Origin of the sequence: Polaribacter reichenbachii (genome assembly GCF_001975665.1) — a bacterium.
GTDB lineage: Bacteria > Bacteroidota > Bacteroidia > Flavobacteriales > Flavobacteriaceae > Polaribacter > Polaribacter reichenbachii.
The window spans coordinates 2,350,998-2,367,297 of the sequence record NZ_CP019419.1 but is presented as its reverse complement, the minus strand read 5'-3'; the positions used below and the strand labels follow the sequence as shown (position 1 = coordinate 2,367,297).

Below are 16,300 nucleotides of genomic sequence, written 5' to 3'. Positions count from 1 at the left end.
AAAATCTTTATTACTTTCGTGGAGTAAATCAAAACAAATCAATCAAATTTATGTTAATTATTGGAATTGCAGGTGGTACTGGAAGTGGAAAAACTACGGTTGTTAATCAAATTGTAAAAGAAATACCTTCGGATGAAGTTTGTGTAATTTCGCAAGATTCTTATTACAAAGCCACAGATAATTTATCTTATGACGAACGTACAAAAATCAATTTCGATCATCCAAGAGCAATTGATTTTGATTTAATCATAAAACACCTAAAAGAATTAAGAAAAGGGCATACAATTAACCAACCTGTATATTCTTTTATAAGACATAACAGAACCAAAGAAACCGTAAAAACACATCCTAGAAAAGTTATTATTATTGAAGGTATTTTAATTTTTAATAGCGAAAAATTACGCGATTTGTTTGATATTAAAATCTTTGTACACGCAGAAACAGACGAGCGTTTAATTCGTAGAGTTCGTAGAGACATTTCTGAAAGAGGCAGAGATATTGAAGAAGTTTTAGATCGTTACCAAAACACATTAAAGCCTATGCATCAGCAATTTATAGAACCAACTAAGAATTTTGCTGATATTATTATACCTAATGACAGACACAATACAGTAGCTATAGATATTGTAAGAAGTGTGATAAACGAGCGATTATAATGAGTTTTTTTCAGCAATTAAAAAGTAATTCCGTCTTTAAAATTCTTACAAATATTTTTGTAATTATTTTAGTTCCTTTTATTGTATGGATGATCTTTTTTGATGAAAATTCTTATTTAGTACATCGTAAATTTGATAAAGAAATAGACGATTTAGAAAGCACAATTTCTTTTTATGAAGAAAAAATTGCAAAAGACAAAGAAACTATAAAAAAGCTAGAAGATTCTCTTGAATTAGAACGATTTGCAAGAGAAAAATATTTAATGAAAAAAGAAAACGAAGACATCTATATTATTGAATTTGATACAATAAACAAATAATGAGTAACTTTCTTTTTGATGAATTTAATCCCTTACCTGCAAAAGCTTGGAAACAAAAAATTCAAGTAGATTTAAAAGGTGCAGATTATAACGAAACTTTACTTTGGCATACAGATGAAGGTGTTATTGTAAAACCTTTTTACACCAAAGAAGATAGAAAAAACACAAAAATAAAGGTACCCAAAAAAGGCTTTAATATTTGTCAAGCAATATTTATTGATGATGAAAAAATAGCCAACTCTTTAGCTATTGATGCTTTACAAAGAGGCGCAAATTCCATTCAATTTAAAGCTACAAAAACTTTCGATTATAAAACAGTTTTAAACTCTATTGATATAGAAAACACCAGCATTTATTTTAATTTTTCTTTCTTAAATGCTGATTTTCAAATTGAATTAGCAAATTTCTGTAGTTCACAAAACACATTTTTTCAAACGGATATTATTGGCAATTTAGCTGAACAAGGCAATTGGTTTACAAACCTAAAAGCAGACCATAATCAATTAGAAAAAATAGTAGAAAATACTGATAATTGTATTTCCATTTCTGGGGATTTGTATCAGAATGCAGGGGCAAATATTACACAACAATTAGCGTACACTTTAGCACACGCTAACGAATATTTAAATCATTTTAGAGGTTATTTTGCAGATAAAATACATTTTAATTTTGCTGTGGGTAGCAATTACTTTTTCGAGATTGCAAAATTAAGAGCTTTTCGTATTTTATGGGAATCACTTTTAAATGAGTATGCTATAAAAGATGTAGAAACTCATATTTTTACACAACCTAGTTTACGTAACAAAACTTTATATGATTATAATGTAAATATGTTACGAACTACATCAGAAAGTATGAGTGCAATTTTAGGTGGCTCAAACACAATTTCTAATGTTTCTTATGATGAAATTTACCATAAATCAAATGAATTTGGCGAAAGAATTGCTAGAAATCAACTCTTAATTTTACAACAAGAAAGTTACTTATCAGAAGCTCAAAATTTTGCTGATGGTGCTTATTATATAGATTCAATAACGCATCAATTAGCGCAAAATGCCTTGACACTTTTTAAGCTAATAGAAAAATCTGGCGGATTTTTAAAACAGCTAAAAGCAGGCATCATTCAAAAGAAAATTAATGAAAGTGCTGCAAAAGAAGAAGAGAAATTCAATGCTAAAGAAATTGTTTTATTAGGTACAAACTTACAAGTAAATTCTACTGATGAAATGAAATCAGAATTAGAATTGTATCCTTTTATCAAACAAAGACATATAAAAACATTAATCACTCCAATTGTTAGAAAACGTCTTTCTGAAACAGTTGAAAAACAACGTTTAGACAATGAGTAGAAAAGATGTGTCCAAAATAAAGTTAAAAATTTCTGAGTTAGATGAGCAAAACCTAACTCGAAAACACGAAGATTTTATAGCAGGAATCGCACCAAACTTAAGAGGTCCATATTCTACGATGTACGTTCGTAGATCTTGGACAATAAGACAATATGCAGGTTTTTCTACTGCAGAAGAAAGCAATGCTTTTTACAGAAGAAATCTAGAAGCAGGCCAAAAAGGATTATCTGTTGCTTTCGATTTAGCCACACACAGAGGTTACGATTCAGATCACGAACGTGTACAAGGTGATGTTGGTAAAGCTGGAGTTGCCATAGATTCTGTAGAAGACATGAAAGTTTTATTTGATAAAATTCCTTTAGATAAAATGTCGGTTTCTATGACAATGAATGGAGCCGTTTTGCCCATTTTAGCTTTCTATATTGTTGCGGCAGAAGAACAAGGTGTTGCCCCAGAATTATTATCAGGAACGATTCAAAATGATATTTTAAAGGAATTTATGGTGCGTAATACCTACATCTATCCTCCTTCTCCATCAATGAAAATTATTGCTGATATTTTTAAATATACCAGTAAAAATATGCCAAAATTTAATTCGATTTCTATTTCTGGTTATCATATGCAAGAAGCAGGTTCAACTGCAGAAATTGAATTAGCTTACACTTTAGCAGACGGATTAGAATACATAAAAAAAGGAATTGAAGCTGGTTTAGATATTGATACTTTTGTGCCAAGATTGTCTTTCTTTTGGGCAATTGGTATGAATCATTTTACAGAAATTGCTAAAATGAGAGCAGCTAGAATGTTGTGGGCTAAAATTGTAAAAAAATTCAATCCTAAAAACACAAAATCATTAGCTTTAAGAACGCATTGCCAAACAAGTGGTTGGTCTTTAACAGCACAAGACCCTTTTAATAATGTAGCCAGAACAACTATAGAAGCAATGGCTGCTGCTTTTGGAGGCACACAAAGTTTACATACTAATGCTTTAGATGAAGCGATTGCTTTACCTACAGATTTTTCAGCAAGAATTGCAAGAAATACTCAAATCTATTTACAACAAGAAACCCATATTACAAAAACTGTAGATCCTTGGGCTGGTAGTTATCACTTAGAAAAACTTACGGAGGATATTGCCAACAAAGCTTGGAACCTGATTCAAGAAGTAGAAGATTTAGGTGGAATGACCAAAGCCATTGAAAAAGGAATTCCGAAATTAAGAATTGAAGAAGCTGCTGCTAAAAAACAAGCAAAAATAGATAGTGGTCAAGATGTAATTGTAGGTGTAAACAAATATCAACTAAAAAAAGAAGATCCTTTACATATTTTAGAAGTAGATAATGAAGCTGTTCGTAAATCACAAATTGAAAGACTAAATCAATTAAAAACCAGTAGAAATACCGCTGAAGTAAAAAAATCTTTAGTAAATTTAACCAATGCAGCAAATTCAAAAAAAGGTAACCTTTTAGATTTAGCCGTAAAAGCAGCAAAAAACAGAGCCACATTAGGCGAAATTTCTGATGCTCTAGAAAAAGTTTTTGGCAGACATAAAGCAGTTACTAAAACCATATCTGGTGTGTATAGTAAAGAAATAAAAGACGATAAACTATTTAAAAAAGCATCTGAATTCGCAGATAAATTTGCAGATTTAGAAGGTAGAAGACCACGAATTCTAATTGCTAAATTAGGACAAGATGGTCATGATAGAGGCGCAAAAGTTGTTGCTACTGCTTATGCTGATTTAGGTTTTGATGTTGATATTGGCCCTTTATTTCAAACACCAAAAGAAGCTGCAAAACAAGCTGTAGAAAATGATGTACATATTTTAGGAATTTCTTCTTTAGCTGCTGGTCATAAAACATTAGTACCACAAGTAATTGCAGAGTTAAAAAAATATGGCAGAGAAGATATTATGGTTATTGTGGGTGGAGTAATTCCTGCACAAGATTATCAATATTTATTCGATGCTGGTGCTGTAGGTGTTTATGGTCCAGGAACAAAAATAGCACAAGCAGCTATTGATTTACTAGAAATTTTGATTGATAGTGTTGCTGAATAGTTTAATTTTATATTTCATAAATAAACCTCATCAATGAAAAAAATACTGTATTATTTTTTAATCATCATAGGTGCTCTAAGTATTTTGGTTGGAGTTTTTTCACTAATAAAAGGTGGCGATTTTAAAGCCTATTTCTATTCTATTTTTATTGGTGTAGTTTTAATTGGTACAACATATTACAATCATCAACAAAAACAAAAAAAATAATTTTTTAAAAATTGTCCCTTTTATAATTTGGCATACGTCTTATAGATATAATAACAATTTAAAATATATATGATGAAACAATTTATGATGATTTTTATTGGCGCAGATTATGCTGATCTTGGTCTTTCTCCTGAAGAATTACAAACAAGAATGGGCAAATGGTTTGCTTGGAATGATAAGATGCAACAAGCAGGTTTTCTTGTTGGCGGAGAAGCTTTAACACCAGACATTAGAAGAATTGTTGGTAAAAACAGAACAGTAACAGATTTAACATCTGCAGAAGTAAAAGAAATTGTTGGTGGTTATTACACTGTAAAAGCCAAAGATTTTGATGCTGTACAAGAAATTGCACAAGATTTTCCTGATTATGATTTAGGAGCAACAGTTGAAATTAGAGAAATAATGGTTTTTGATAAATAATGGAAAACCAACTCATAGACCATCTTTTCAGATATCACTCAGGAAAGATGGTTTCTGTTTTAACAAGAATTTTTGGATTATCTAATTTAGAAATTGTTGAAGATGCTGTGCAAGACACTTTTATAAAAGCCAGTATGTCTTGGCGTAAACAGGTACCAGAAAACCCAGAAGCTTGGTTAACACAGGCTGCAAAAAATAGAATTCTAGATATTTTTAGAAAATTAAAAACAGAAAAAAACTACCTACCAAATTTCTATCAAGGCGCAAACACTATTGCAATTAACGAACTTTTTTTAGAATCAGAAATTGAAGACGCTCAATTAAGAATGATTTTTACTGCTTGTCATCCGAAGTTAAACGCTAAAGACAGAATTGCTTTTGCTCTAAAAACAGTTTCTGGTTTTAGTAGTAAAGAAATAGCATCAGCTTTACTAACCAAAGAAGAAACTGTAAAAAAACGTTTGGTTAGAGCAAGAAAAGTTATCCAAAAAGAAAATTTAACATTCCAAATTCCACAAGGAAAAGCTCTTAAAAAAAGACTTGAGAGTGTTTTAGAAGTATTGTATTTGATATTTAACGAAGGGTTTCACTCCAATAAAAAAGAACAATTAATACAAGAAGAATTGTGTGGTGAAGCAATGCGTTTGTGCAAAATGCTTTTAAAAAATATACATACAAGAACTTCAGAAAGTTATGCTCTATTTGCGTTAATGTGTTTTCATGCTGCACGTTTAGAATCTAAAACAAATGCACAAAACCAAATTCTAGATTTAGAGCATCAAGATAGAAGTCTGTGGCATTACCCGTTAATAGAATTAGGGAATTCTATGATGTACAAAGCTGTAGAAAACAATGAGTTTTCTTGCTATCATTATGAAGCTGCAATAGCATCAGAGCATTTAAAAGCAAAAACTTTTAATGCTACAAATTGGGATAAAATTTTATACTGGTATAAATGCTTAAATTCCTTACAACCAATGGCAAATCATTTGCTAACTATGGCAGTAATTTGTATTCAAAAAAACGATTTACAAAAAGCAGACACTTATTTAAGCAAACTAAATGCTAATGATTTTGAACAACGTAAATATTTATTTTATGGGACAAAATCAGATTTTTATGCTGCTAAAAAAAACTTAAAAAAAGCAATTACACATATTAATCTAGCCATAGAAAGCGTAAATAATCAGCTAGAAAAAGAGCATTTAATAAAGAAGAAAATTAAACTCCATCAGAATTAATTTTCACTACATAAAATCTTTTCTATTTGTTCAGAATATTTTCTGAATCTGATATATTTTCTTCAGGAATCTCATTTATGAATTCTAAAACTCCTGTATCTCCTGCAGGTCCATAAGGTGCTAAAATTGTACCTTTTGTATTTTTATTAGTTTCAATAACGTATAAAATAGACATATCTTCTGGGTTACTCATGCCTTCATATCTATGTTTTGCAACTACTTTAATATCTTTTGAACTAAATTCAGATTTTGTTTCATTTTCTATTAACTTATTTTCTTGTACTCTGTATGAATTTTTATACCCTTTACTTTCGTATTCTTTTATAAAATCCAATTCATTTTTACTCTGATTTTCCATTGTTTATGTTTTTAAATTTCATCAAAATAAATAAAAATCCAATTTATAAAGTATCGCAAATGCTATAAATCTTAACTCAAAAATAGTAGTACGAGCCTATTTCTTTTGCATTCATTTTTATATGATTAGAGTTAAACAATAACTATAATATTGTGCAACTTTGTTAAAAATCAACAACTATGGCAATTTTAGGTAATATTATAAAAGGAGTTATCAACTTAACAGATACATTAACATCAGAAACAAATCATATAGAAGCACAAGAAGCCGTTTTAAAAAATCTTTTAGAAACTGCAAAAGAAACTCAATTTGGTAAAAAATACAGTTTTGAAACTATTTTATTAAGTGATGATATTTGCGAATCTTTTGCAGATGTTGTGCCTTATTTCGATTACAACAAAATCAATGAAAAATGGTGGAGCAAATTACACAAAGGCGAAGTAGATGTTACTTGGCCAGGCACACCTTCTTACTTTGCATTAAGTTCGGGTACAACAGGTAAAAGCAGTAAAAGAATTCCGGTTACAGATGCTATGATAGATGCCATTCAAAGTTCTGGAATAAAGCAAGTTTTGTCTTTAAACAATTTCGATTTGCCTGCAGATTTTTTCGAAAAAGAAATTATGATGTTGGGTAGTTCTACAGATTTACAAGAAAAAAATGACCATTTAGAAGGAGAAATTAGCGGAATTAGCGCAAGCAACATTCCTTTTTGGTTTAAAGGATATTACAAACCTGGTGAAGATATTGCTAAGATTGATGATTGGGATGAACGTGTTGCGCACATCGCAAAAAATGCAAAAAATTGGGATATTGGTGCTTTAAGCGGAATTCCTTCTTGGATAGAATTAATGTTGCAAGAAGTTATTAAATACCACAAAGCAGACAACATTCACGATATTTGGCCAAATTTACAAGTGTATACTTCTGGTGGAGTTGCTTTTGGTCCTTACGAAAAGAGTTTTAAAGCACTTTTAGGTAAGCCAGTAACTGTTATAGATACTTATTTGGCGTCAGAAGGTTACATTGCCACACAAACAAGACCAGAAACAGATGCAATGCAATTGAACACCGAAAACGGAATCTATTTTGAGTTTGTACCAATGAATCCTGATTATATAAAAGCAGATGGTTCTATTAAAAAAAGTGCACCTTCTTTAACTTTAAAAGAGGTAGAATTAAATCAAGATTACATTTTAATTATGAGTACTGTAAGTGGTGCTTGGCGTTATTTAATAGGTGATACTATTGCTTTTACAGATGTAGAAAAAGCAGAAATTAAAATTACTGGGCGTACAAAATTCTTTTTAAACACAGTAGGCTCTCAACTTTCTGTAAATAAAATGGATGATGCTATGAAACATTTAGAAGAAAAATTCTCAACCAAAATTTCTGAATATACGATTTGTGCAAAAAGATTTGATGATGGCGAATTTTATCATTCTTGGTATTTAGGTACAGATTTAAAAGCCAATAAAAAAGAGGTTGCTGATGCTTTAGACAACTTTTTAAAAGAGGCAAATAAAAATTATAAAGTAGCAAGAAGCAAAGCCCTAAAAGGGGTAAAAGTAACCATTATTGATGTAGAAAAATTCCATAATTGGAGCGATCAAAATAAGAAAAAAGGTGGGCAAGTTAAAATGGAACGTGTTATGAAAGAGAAAAAATTTAAAAAATGGGAAAAGTTTGTAAAATAGATCAAGCCTTTTTTTTAGAAGCTATTTCCAGCTATCCACTATATCTTTTTTAATACTTTATTCAAACGAAAAGCACATTTGCTAAGCCATCTTTTTACAAAAACGGATGGCTTATTTTATCACAAAAATTAAAAAAGGATGTCGTTGCTATCTGGGCTAAACTTGTTTGCAAACATCAAGCATTCAGAAAATAAATTCCATTTTTAAGCTAATCACTTTTGTGGAAAACTATTCTAAAACCGTATTTTTCAAACTATAAAAAGCAGTATTTTTACAAAACCTACCAAACCTATTTATCGAATAAAATCAACACAAATAAAACTGTAAATACCAGTAATTTATGTCTTTTGAGCGCACTTTAGAAAAACTTAAAATTTTAGCAGATGCTGCTAAATACGATGTTTCTTGTTCTTCAAGTGGCAGCAAAAGAACCAATACAAATAAAGGTTTAGGCGATGCTACAGGAATGGGAATTTGCCATTCGTATACAGAAGATGGCAGATGTGTTTCTTTACTAAAAATTTTATTAACCAATCACTGTATTTTCGATTGTGCCTATTGCGTAACTCGTAAAAGTAACGATGTAAAAAGAGCTGCTTTTAAAGTGCAAGAAGTAGTGGATTTAACCATTAATTTTTATAGAAGAAATTATATTGAAGGTCTTTTTTTAAGCTCTGGTATTTTTAAAAGTGCAGATTATACAATGGAACGTTTAGTGGCTGTTGCTAAAAAATTACGATTAGAAGAAAACTTTAATGGTTATATACATTTAAAATCAATTCCTGGTGCTTCAGATGAATTAATGCGTGAAGCTGGTTTGTATGCAGATCGATTGAGTGTTAATATCGAAATTCCCACAAAAAGCGGATTGAAATTATTAGCTCCTGATAAGAACTTTGATGATTTTATAAAACCTATGGAAAAGGTGAAAAATGAAATTATTCAATACAAATCTGAAAAGAAAATTATAAAAAGTACACCTAAATATGCGCCTGGAGGTCAAAGCACACAAATGATTGTTGGTGCAAGTGGCGAAAATGATTTTCAGATTTTAAAAACTGCAGAACATTATTACAAAAACTTCAATTTAAAAAGAGTGTATTATTCTGGTTATGTGCCTATTTCTTATGATAATAGATTGCCAGCAATTGGTAGTGAAGTACCTATGTTAAGGGAAAATAGACTATATCAATCAGATTGGTTAACGCGTTTTTATGGCTTTCATACCAATGAAATTGTAAACTTAAATCATCAAAATTTAGATTTAGATATCGATCCAAAATTGAGTTGGGCTTTGCGTAATTTACACGAATTCCCTGTAGATGTAAATAAAGCTGATAAAAGAATGTTGGCTAGAATTCCTGGAGTTGGTATGAAATCTGTTGCTAAAATTTTAATGGCAAGAAAATATAGAAGATTAAATTGGGATCATCTTAAAAAAATAGGAATTGCCTTTAACAGAGCGCAATACTTTTTAGTTTGCGATAGCAACCAGTTTGAAAGAAGAGATTTAACAGCTACAAAATTAAAGGCTATAATTCTTAAAAACTCAAATAGCAAATACGATAAATTGTTAAGTCCGCAATTAAACTTATTTTCTTAAATGCAACATAAAACTTTACTTTATGATGGTACTTTCGAAGGTTTTTTGTCTTGTGTATTTTACGTTTTCGAATACAAATTAAAAAATGTAACGATTCAAAACCAATTTGTAAATCAAAGTGAATTGTTTTCCGATAATGAAACTATTAATACTGATAAGCAAAAATCAGATCGTGTTTGGAAAGGTTTAAAGCAAAAAGCATCTACTTTATCATCCACCAAAATTTATTATGCTTTTTTAAGTGAGCAACCTAAAGTAGAAAATGTATTGTTAGATTATATGCTGTATATTTTTAACAGCTCAGAAAAAGTAGATACAGATTTTACACAACCAAGTGTTTTAAAAACATCGCAAATTGCAAAAAATGTAAGTAGAGAAAAACACAGAATGGAAGCTTTTGTGCGTTTTAAATTAACCAAAGACAACATTTATTTTGCAAATATAGAACCCGATTTTAATGTATTACCTTTAATTGCTAAGCATTTTAAAAGCAGATATGCAGATCAAAAATGGGTAATTTATGACATCCGAAGAAATTATGGTTTGTTTTATGATTTACATAAATTAGATTTCATCAATCTAGATTTTCCAGAGAATTTTGATTTTTCTAAAACCAGTTCAGACTTTTTTGCTGATGAGGAATTCGAGTTTCAAAAACTTTGGAAAGATTATTTTGATAGTACAAACATCAAAGAACGTAAAAATATGAAATTGCATATTAGACACGTTCCAAAACGCTATTGGAAATATTTAAGCGAAAAACAACCAAATTTATAATCTGTTTATAAAACCCTTTGCCCAATCTTTAATTCTAGGACCAAAACATTCTAAAATTGCATCAACACCAATTACGCTACCTTTTGCCAAACGTCCTAAAACTGCTAATGGAATTTTACGTGTTTCATCATCTAAAACAATAGTACCATCTGTATGGGTTTCAATCCCTAATTCACTGTGAACAGGCTGAATTAAATCATTTCTTAAAAGATTTAAAATTAATGGTGTAGTTACCTCTAGAAGTTTTGGTGCACTTAATACACTATTAATAATTACTTCACAATCAATTTTATGTTCGTTTTTTTCAAAAGTCCAAAAAGTATCTTTAGCTGTTATTTCTGGATTATTCGCAAAATTAAAATCAAGAATTTCAGCATTATGAAGTGCAATTAATTGCTGCATACTTTCAATTGGTGGTCCATAAGAATAACGTTTCATTTGTTCATCAAACTGAATTACATCAGCAAAAACAGCATCACTTACATTTGCGTGAGAAAATGTTTTGTATAAAGTAGGTTGCAAATGCCTTATCACTTGGCCAAGACAAAAATCTAATGAAATGGGCACTTCATTTGCAGCCATATTTACATAAGTTGCAATTAAAGTATTCGTGTCAATTTCAGAATCAACAAGGGTTTCGTGTTTATATTTATCATCATCAAACCAATTTAAAATGGCAGTTTCTAATTCTTTAGCACTGTTTCCAGAACCTAGTTTATTTTCTAAAGCTAAATAAATTTCTACACCAATTTCAGCAAATATTTCTTTTAAAAATTTAGCGTCATTAGCTTTTTCATCCTCAATTGCATATTTAGAAACTGTGTTTTTAAAATGTTTTATTTGCGCTTTAGATGGCTCAAATTGTTCATCAACATTTTTATCTAATGGCTTTGGAACCATAGGCAATCCATTTAAAGAATAAGGAATAATTTTCTGAGCTACTTTTTCTGATGAAATAAATTCAGAGGCAAAAGTTCTATCATTTGTAATTTTAAACTCCCCTCCTTTTTCTATAGTTAATGCTCTAACAGCATCAATCATTGCCAATCCAAAACCTCGAATTACAATATGTTTTGCTTTGTGAGTTGCAGCTGATTGTATAATATTTTCAATAGGATAAGTTTCTGAGAAAAAAATTTTATCACTTTCTAAACTCTCAACTTCTAGATGTTGTAAATCTTTAGATAATTTTGTAGGTTGATGACCAATTGTTACCAAAACTTCATCAACTATATATTTATTTTTAGAAGAATCAGTGATTATAAATTCAGAGTTTTTGTAATTAATATCAATTATAAATTTTCTATGGATTATAACCAAATCATTTTTCTCTAAAACTTTTAAGATTGATGTTGCTCTATCCTTTAAATATTGACCAATTGCACTTCTTGGCGGAAATTGATCTGGTAAATTTTGTAAAGCTTCTTGTTCTTCTTTTGGTAATGCATCAATATAAGAAGGAAATTCAGGAATTATAATGTCATCAATCTTAATTTCTGGTCTGCCTTTTAAATTTCTTAAAGCTCTTACAGAAATATTTGTCCAATTTATAGTAGCTTGTTTAGAGTTCCAAACTTGTCCTGCTCCAAGTTCATCTTCATTTTCGAAAATAAAAACTTGAACTTTAACTTTTCTATTTTTAGATAACTCAAAAAATAGACTTTCTAAAGCATATAAACCTCTTGGACCAAAACCGATTATTCCTAACTTTTTCATATCCTTAAATTAAAGAAAATTATGTAAATATATTTTAAACAAACCTAAAAAGAAGGCTCATTTAAATTAAAAACGAACGCATTTAAAAATACATAAAAAATCGCGTAAACCCTTTAAAATTAACACTTTTTTGAGATTATAAATTGGGTTAAAAAAACTAAAAACCTTAAATTGAAACATAATCTTTAAAAATGTAAAATGAAAACATCAGACTTTATAATTCAGGCCTTAGAAAACGAAGGCGTTGAATATATTTTTGGTTTACCAGGAGAGGAAAATTTAGATCTATTAGAATCCATCAGAAAATCAGAAAAAATAAAATTAGTTTTAACCAGACACGAACAAGGTGCAGGTTTTATGGCTGCAACTTACGGACGGTTAACAGGAAAACCCGGAGTTTGTATGTCTACTTTAGGACCAGGAGCCACCAATTTAATGACGCCTGCTGCATATGCACAATTAGGTGCAATGCCAATGGTAATGCTTACTGGCCAAAAACCAATTAAAGAAAGTAAACAAGGTAAATTTCAAATTGTAGACATTTTAGAAATGATGCAACCACTAACCAAATTCTCGAAACAAATTACTTATGGTAAAAATTCTGGAGCTGTAATTAGAGAGGCTTTTCGATTATCTCAAGAAGAAAGACCTGGAGGTGTACACATAGAAATACCTGAAGATGTTTGTAAAGAAGAAGTTGAAAAACCTCATTTTTTTGATATTGTAACTTCTAAAATTCCGTCTGCGAATTTAGAATCGATTAAAGCAGCAGAAAAAATGATTTCGGCTGCAAAAAAACCTTTATTATTAATTGGTGCAAGTGCCAACAGAAAAAGAGCTAGTGAAGCTTTAACCAAATTTGTTAATATATTAAAAATTCCTTTTTTTAATACACAAATGGGTAAAGGAATTATAGACGAACGCAATCCTTTATACTTAGGTACAGCTGCACTTTCTTCGGATGACTTTCTACACGAAGCGATTGAAAAGGCTGATTTAATTATAAATGTTGGTCATGATACTATTGAAAAACCACCATTTATTATGGATATTGAGGATGATAGAAAAGTAATTCATATCAACTTTTTTGCTGCTGAAATTAACGAAGTCTATTTTCCGCAATTAAATGTTATTGGAGATATTGCAAATAGCATTCATAAATTAACAAATCAGCTAGAACATTGTGCTGAAAAATGGAATACCGATTTCTTTTTAAGTGTAAAAGAAAATGTAGCCAATCATTTATCAAAATACGAAGAAGACAATCGTTTTCCTATTTTACCTCAACGTTTGGTAAAAATCATAAGAAATCTTTTGGGTAATGATGATATTGTTACGCTAGATAATGGAATATACAAAATTTGGTTTTCTAGAAATTATCCTGCTTACGCACAAAATACTTTATTATTAGATAATGCCTTAGCAACTATGGGTGCAGGTTTTGCATCTGCAATAATGGCAAAAGAATTGTATCCGAATAAAAAAGTAGTTTCTGTAAATGGTGATGGAGGTTTTATGATGAATTCTCAAGAACTAGAAACTGCCATTCGAATGCAATTAGATCTAGTAGTTATCATCTTAAATGATAATGCGTATGGAATGATAGAATGGAAACAAGAAGGTGAAGGTTTCCCAAAATATGGTTTGGAATACCAAAATCCAGATTTTGTTAAATATGCAGAAAGCTTTGGAGCCAAAGGTTACAGACCAAACTCCGTTGAAAATTTTGAGGAAATTTTCGAAAAAACATTAAAAACCAAAGGCGTTCACATTATTGATTTAGCTGTAGATTATTCGCTAAACCATAAAATATTGAATGTATTATTAAAAGAAAAAACAAAACACTAAACTTATGAAAAAAGTAACCACAATAAATCCTGCAACTGAAGAAGAAATTGCAACTTATACCAGATTAACTGCAGATCAAGCACTTGAAAAAGTAGCAAAAGCTAACCAAACGTATCAATCTTGGAAAAAAACTTCATTTGATGAACGTGCTAAATTAATGAGTAATCTTGCCAATATTTTTGATGAAAATAAAGAAGCATATGCACAATTAGCAACTCAAGAAATGGGTAAAATGATTCAACAATCGAGAAGTGAAATTGAAAAATGTGCTTTAATTTGCAGGTATTATGCTGATAATATTCACGAATTATTAGCGGATGAAGTGGTTAAAACAGAAGCTAAAAAAAGTTATGTAACCTATCAACCTTTAGGAGTTATTTTGGCTGTGATGCCGTGGAATTTTCCTTTTTATCAAGTAATTCGTTTTGCTGCTCCTGCTGTTATGACTGGTAATACTGGTGTTTTAAAACACGCCTCTAATGTACAAGGTTGTGCTTTTGCTTTAGAAGAAGCTTTTAAAAAAGCCGGTTTTCCAGAAAGTGTTTTTACCAATTTAAATGTAGAATCAAAAGATATAAAAACCATTATAGAAGATAAAAATATTATTGCTGTAACTTTAACAGGTAGCGAACCTGCAGGACGTTCTGTAGCAAAAATTGCTGGAGAAAATTTAAAGAAAACGGTTTTAGAGTTAGGAGGTAGTGATGCTTATATTGTTTTAGAGGATGTTGATTTAGAAAAAGCAACAGATTTGGCTACAAAAGGTCGACTTCAAAATAATGGGCAAACCTGTATTGCTGCCAAACGTTTTATTGTTTTAGAAGAGATTTATGATGATTTTCTAAAACTATTTACCCAAAAAATGAAAGCTGCCAAAATGGATGAACCTACCAATGAAGAGGCGTATTATGGACCAATGGCTAGAATTGATTTAAGAAATGAAATCCACGAACAAGTTGAAAAAACAATACAACAAGGAGGTAAATTAGTTATAGGTGGTAAAATTCCTGAGCAAAAAGGGGCTTATTATCCTGCAACCATCTTAGCTGATTTAAAACCTGGAATGACTGCTTTTGATGAAGAATTGTTTGGACCAGTGGCTTCTGTTATTAAAGCAAAAGATGAAAATGAAGCGATTCAATTGGCTAATAATTCTACTTTTGGATTAGGTTCTGGAGTATTAACGGGTAATTCTAAACGCGGAGAAAAAATTGCGCTACAATTAGAAGCTGGTAATAGTTTTGTAAATAAATTAGTAGCTTCTGACCCAAGATTGCCTTTTGGCGGAATTAAAAATAGCGGTTATGGAAGAGAATTATCAGACTATGGAATTAAAGAATTTGTAAATACTAAATCAATTTGGATTGATTAATTATTGAATGATGTTTGATGTTTGATGAAATTTAAAATAAAAGCCTTTGCAAATGCAAAGGCTTTTGTTTCTACAAAGCTTTCTCTAGCTTATCTGCCATTTTATCTCGGTCTTCTACCAAAAACATAATTTCTTCTGGAGATAAATAATATCTTCTCATTCTATTTTTATACACTTCTGAGATTTCTGCGTGGTTTAAAATAAAATTCTTTGTTTTTAAAATGTAATCTTCCATTTTATGTTTCACAGCAAAACGATCTGCTGCTCTTTCTGCTTCTACAATATGATTTTCTGAAAACAAATATTTAAGTCCAAACAAAATTAAATTAAATCTACTTCTATCTTGATAATCCATAATATGCCCTAATTCGTGACCAATCCAACCAATAAAAATATCATCAGGTATATCTAAAGTAGAAAATTCTTGATCAGAGATTTTAAATTTTTTACTGATTAAAATTAAATATTTTCTATTTTTTTTACTTTTAAAAAAACTATCAAAAGTGGGTCTGGCTTGCATTGTAGATTTTTTGATGTTTTTCTTTAATTTAAATTCAATCTGAATATCCGCTAATTGCGGAAAATATTTTAACGCAACTTGTACTCTTTCTTCAATATTATTAGGAATTATGTGTGTTTTATTCATTTTTTTAGTTCTTTTTTAACAATTAAATATA

15 protein-coding genes are annotated in these 16,300 nt (G+C 30.1%); 12 read left to right on the top strand and 3 right to left on the bottom strand.

What is annotated here, in order from left to right; genetic code table 11:
* The first annotated feature begins 50 nt into the window (after positions 1-50).
* From udk to BW723_RS09885, 7 genes are all read left to right on the top strand, one after another.
* Complete coding sequence (udk, locus tag BW723_RS09910; protein ID WP_068359540.1) at positions 51-656, top strand: uridine kinase; 606 nt, start codon at positions 51-53, stop codon at positions 654-656.
* Positions 656-976, top strand: coding sequence for an FtsB family cell division protein (locus BW723_RS09905; protein WP_068359537.1), 321 nt, complete (start codon positions 656-658; stop codon positions 974-976). Before udk ends, BW723_RS09905 begins: the two co-directional genes overlap by 1 nt.
* On the top strand, positions 976-2,325 hold the full coding sequence (locus BW723_RS09900) for a methylmalonyl-CoA mutase subunit beta (protein ID WP_068359535.1): 1,350 nt from the start codon (positions 976-978) through the stop codon (positions 2,323-2,325). Before BW723_RS09905 ends, BW723_RS09900 begins: the two co-directional genes overlap by 1 nt.
* Positions 2,318-4,384: a methylmalonyl-CoA mutase gene (scpA, locus tag BW723_RS09895; RefSeq protein ID WP_068359533.1), complete on the top strand. Its 2,067-nt coding sequence runs from the start codon at positions 2,318-2,320 to the stop codon at positions 4,382-4,384. The genes BW723_RS09900 and scpA overlap by 8 nt, the downstream gene beginning before the upstream one ends.
* 33 nt (positions 4,385-4,417) lie before the next feature.
* Positions 4,418-4,591 carry a hypothetical protein gene (locus BW723_RS17715; protein WP_157578336.1) on the top strand — a complete coding sequence of 58 codons (174 nt, stop codon included), beginning with the start codon at positions 4,418-4,420 and terminating at the stop codon, positions 4,589-4,591.
* Between the two features lie 69 nt (positions 4,592-4,660).
* Positions 4,661-5,011 carry a YciI family protein gene (locus BW723_RS09890; RefSeq protein WP_226789271.1) on the top strand — a complete coding sequence of 117 codons (351 nt, stop codon included), beginning with the start codon at positions 4,661-4,663 and terminating at the stop codon, positions 5,009-5,011.
* Complete coding sequence (locus BW723_RS09885; RefSeq protein WP_068359529.1) at positions 5,011-6,252, top strand: RNA polymerase sigma factor; 1,242 nt, start codon at positions 5,011-5,013, stop codon at positions 6,250-6,252. The genes BW723_RS09890 and BW723_RS09885 overlap by 1 nt, the downstream gene beginning before the upstream one ends.
* 22 nt (positions 6,253-6,274) lie before the next feature.
* On the opposite strand, the gene BW723_RS09880 is transcribed toward BW723_RS09885, so the two are convergent.
* Positions 6,275-6,610, bottom strand: a complete 336-nt coding sequence (locus BW723_RS09880; protein ID WP_068359527.1) for a hypothetical protein — start codon at positions 6,608-6,610, stop codon at positions 6,275-6,277.
* A gap of 179 nt (positions 6,611-6,789) precedes the next feature.
* Here BW723_RS09880 and BW723_RS09875 point away from each other — a divergent pair, with 179 nt between their 5' ends.
* The 3 genes from BW723_RS09875 to BW723_RS09865 all read left to right on the top strand — a co-directional run bounded on the left by BW723_RS09875 (position 6,790) and on the right by BW723_RS09865 (position 10,687).
* The gene (locus tag BW723_RS09875) at positions 6,790-8,307 is read left to right on the top strand and encodes a GH3 family acyl-acid amido synthetase (RefSeq protein WP_068359525.1); all 1,518 of its coding nucleotides are present in this window, start codon (positions 6,790-6,792) and stop codon (positions 8,305-8,307) included.
* 340 nt (positions 8,308-8,647) lie between these two features.
* Positions 8,648-9,910, top strand: a complete 1,263-nt coding sequence (locus BW723_RS09870; protein ID WP_068359523.1) for a putative DNA modification/repair radical SAM protein — start codon at positions 8,648-8,650, stop codon at positions 9,908-9,910.
* Positions 9,911-10,687, top strand: coding sequence for a TIGR03915 family putative DNA repair protein (locus BW723_RS09865; protein ID WP_068359521.1), 777 nt, complete (start codon positions 9,911-9,913; stop codon positions 10,685-10,687).
* Here the strand turns inward: BW723_RS09865 and BW723_RS09860 are convergent.
* Positions 10,682-12,403: an FAD/NAD(P)-binding protein gene (locus BW723_RS09860; protein WP_068359518.1), complete on the bottom strand. Its 1,722-nt coding sequence runs from the start codon at positions 12,401-12,403 to the stop codon at positions 10,682-10,684. The two genes, BW723_RS09865 and BW723_RS09860, sit on opposite strands and share 6 nt — an antisense overlap.
* A gap of 198 nt (positions 12,404-12,601) precedes the next feature.
* Here BW723_RS09860 and BW723_RS09855 point away from each other — a divergent pair, with 198 nt between their 5' ends.
* Together BW723_RS09855 and BW723_RS09850 are read left to right on the top strand one after the other, a co-directional pair.
* Positions 12,602-14,251: an acetolactate synthase large subunit gene (locus BW723_RS09855; protein WP_068359515.1), complete on the top strand. Its 1,650-nt coding sequence runs from the start codon at positions 12,602-12,604 to the stop codon at positions 14,249-14,251.
* A 4-nt stretch (positions 14,252-14,255) separates the two neighbouring features.
* On the top strand, positions 14,256-15,623 hold the full coding sequence (locus BW723_RS09850) for an NAD-dependent succinate-semialdehyde dehydrogenase (RefSeq protein WP_068359513.1): 1,368 nt from the start codon (positions 14,256-14,258) through the stop codon (positions 15,621-15,623).
* A gap of 70 nt (positions 15,624-15,693) precedes the next feature.
* Here BW723_RS09850 and BW723_RS09845 read toward each other — a convergent pair whose 3' ends face one another.
* Positions 15,694-16,269: a M48 family metalloprotease gene (locus BW723_RS09845; RefSeq protein ID WP_068359511.1), complete on the bottom strand. Its 576-nt coding sequence runs from the start codon at positions 16,267-16,269 to the stop codon at positions 15,694-15,696.
* Positions 16,270-16,300 lie beyond the last annotated feature (31 nt).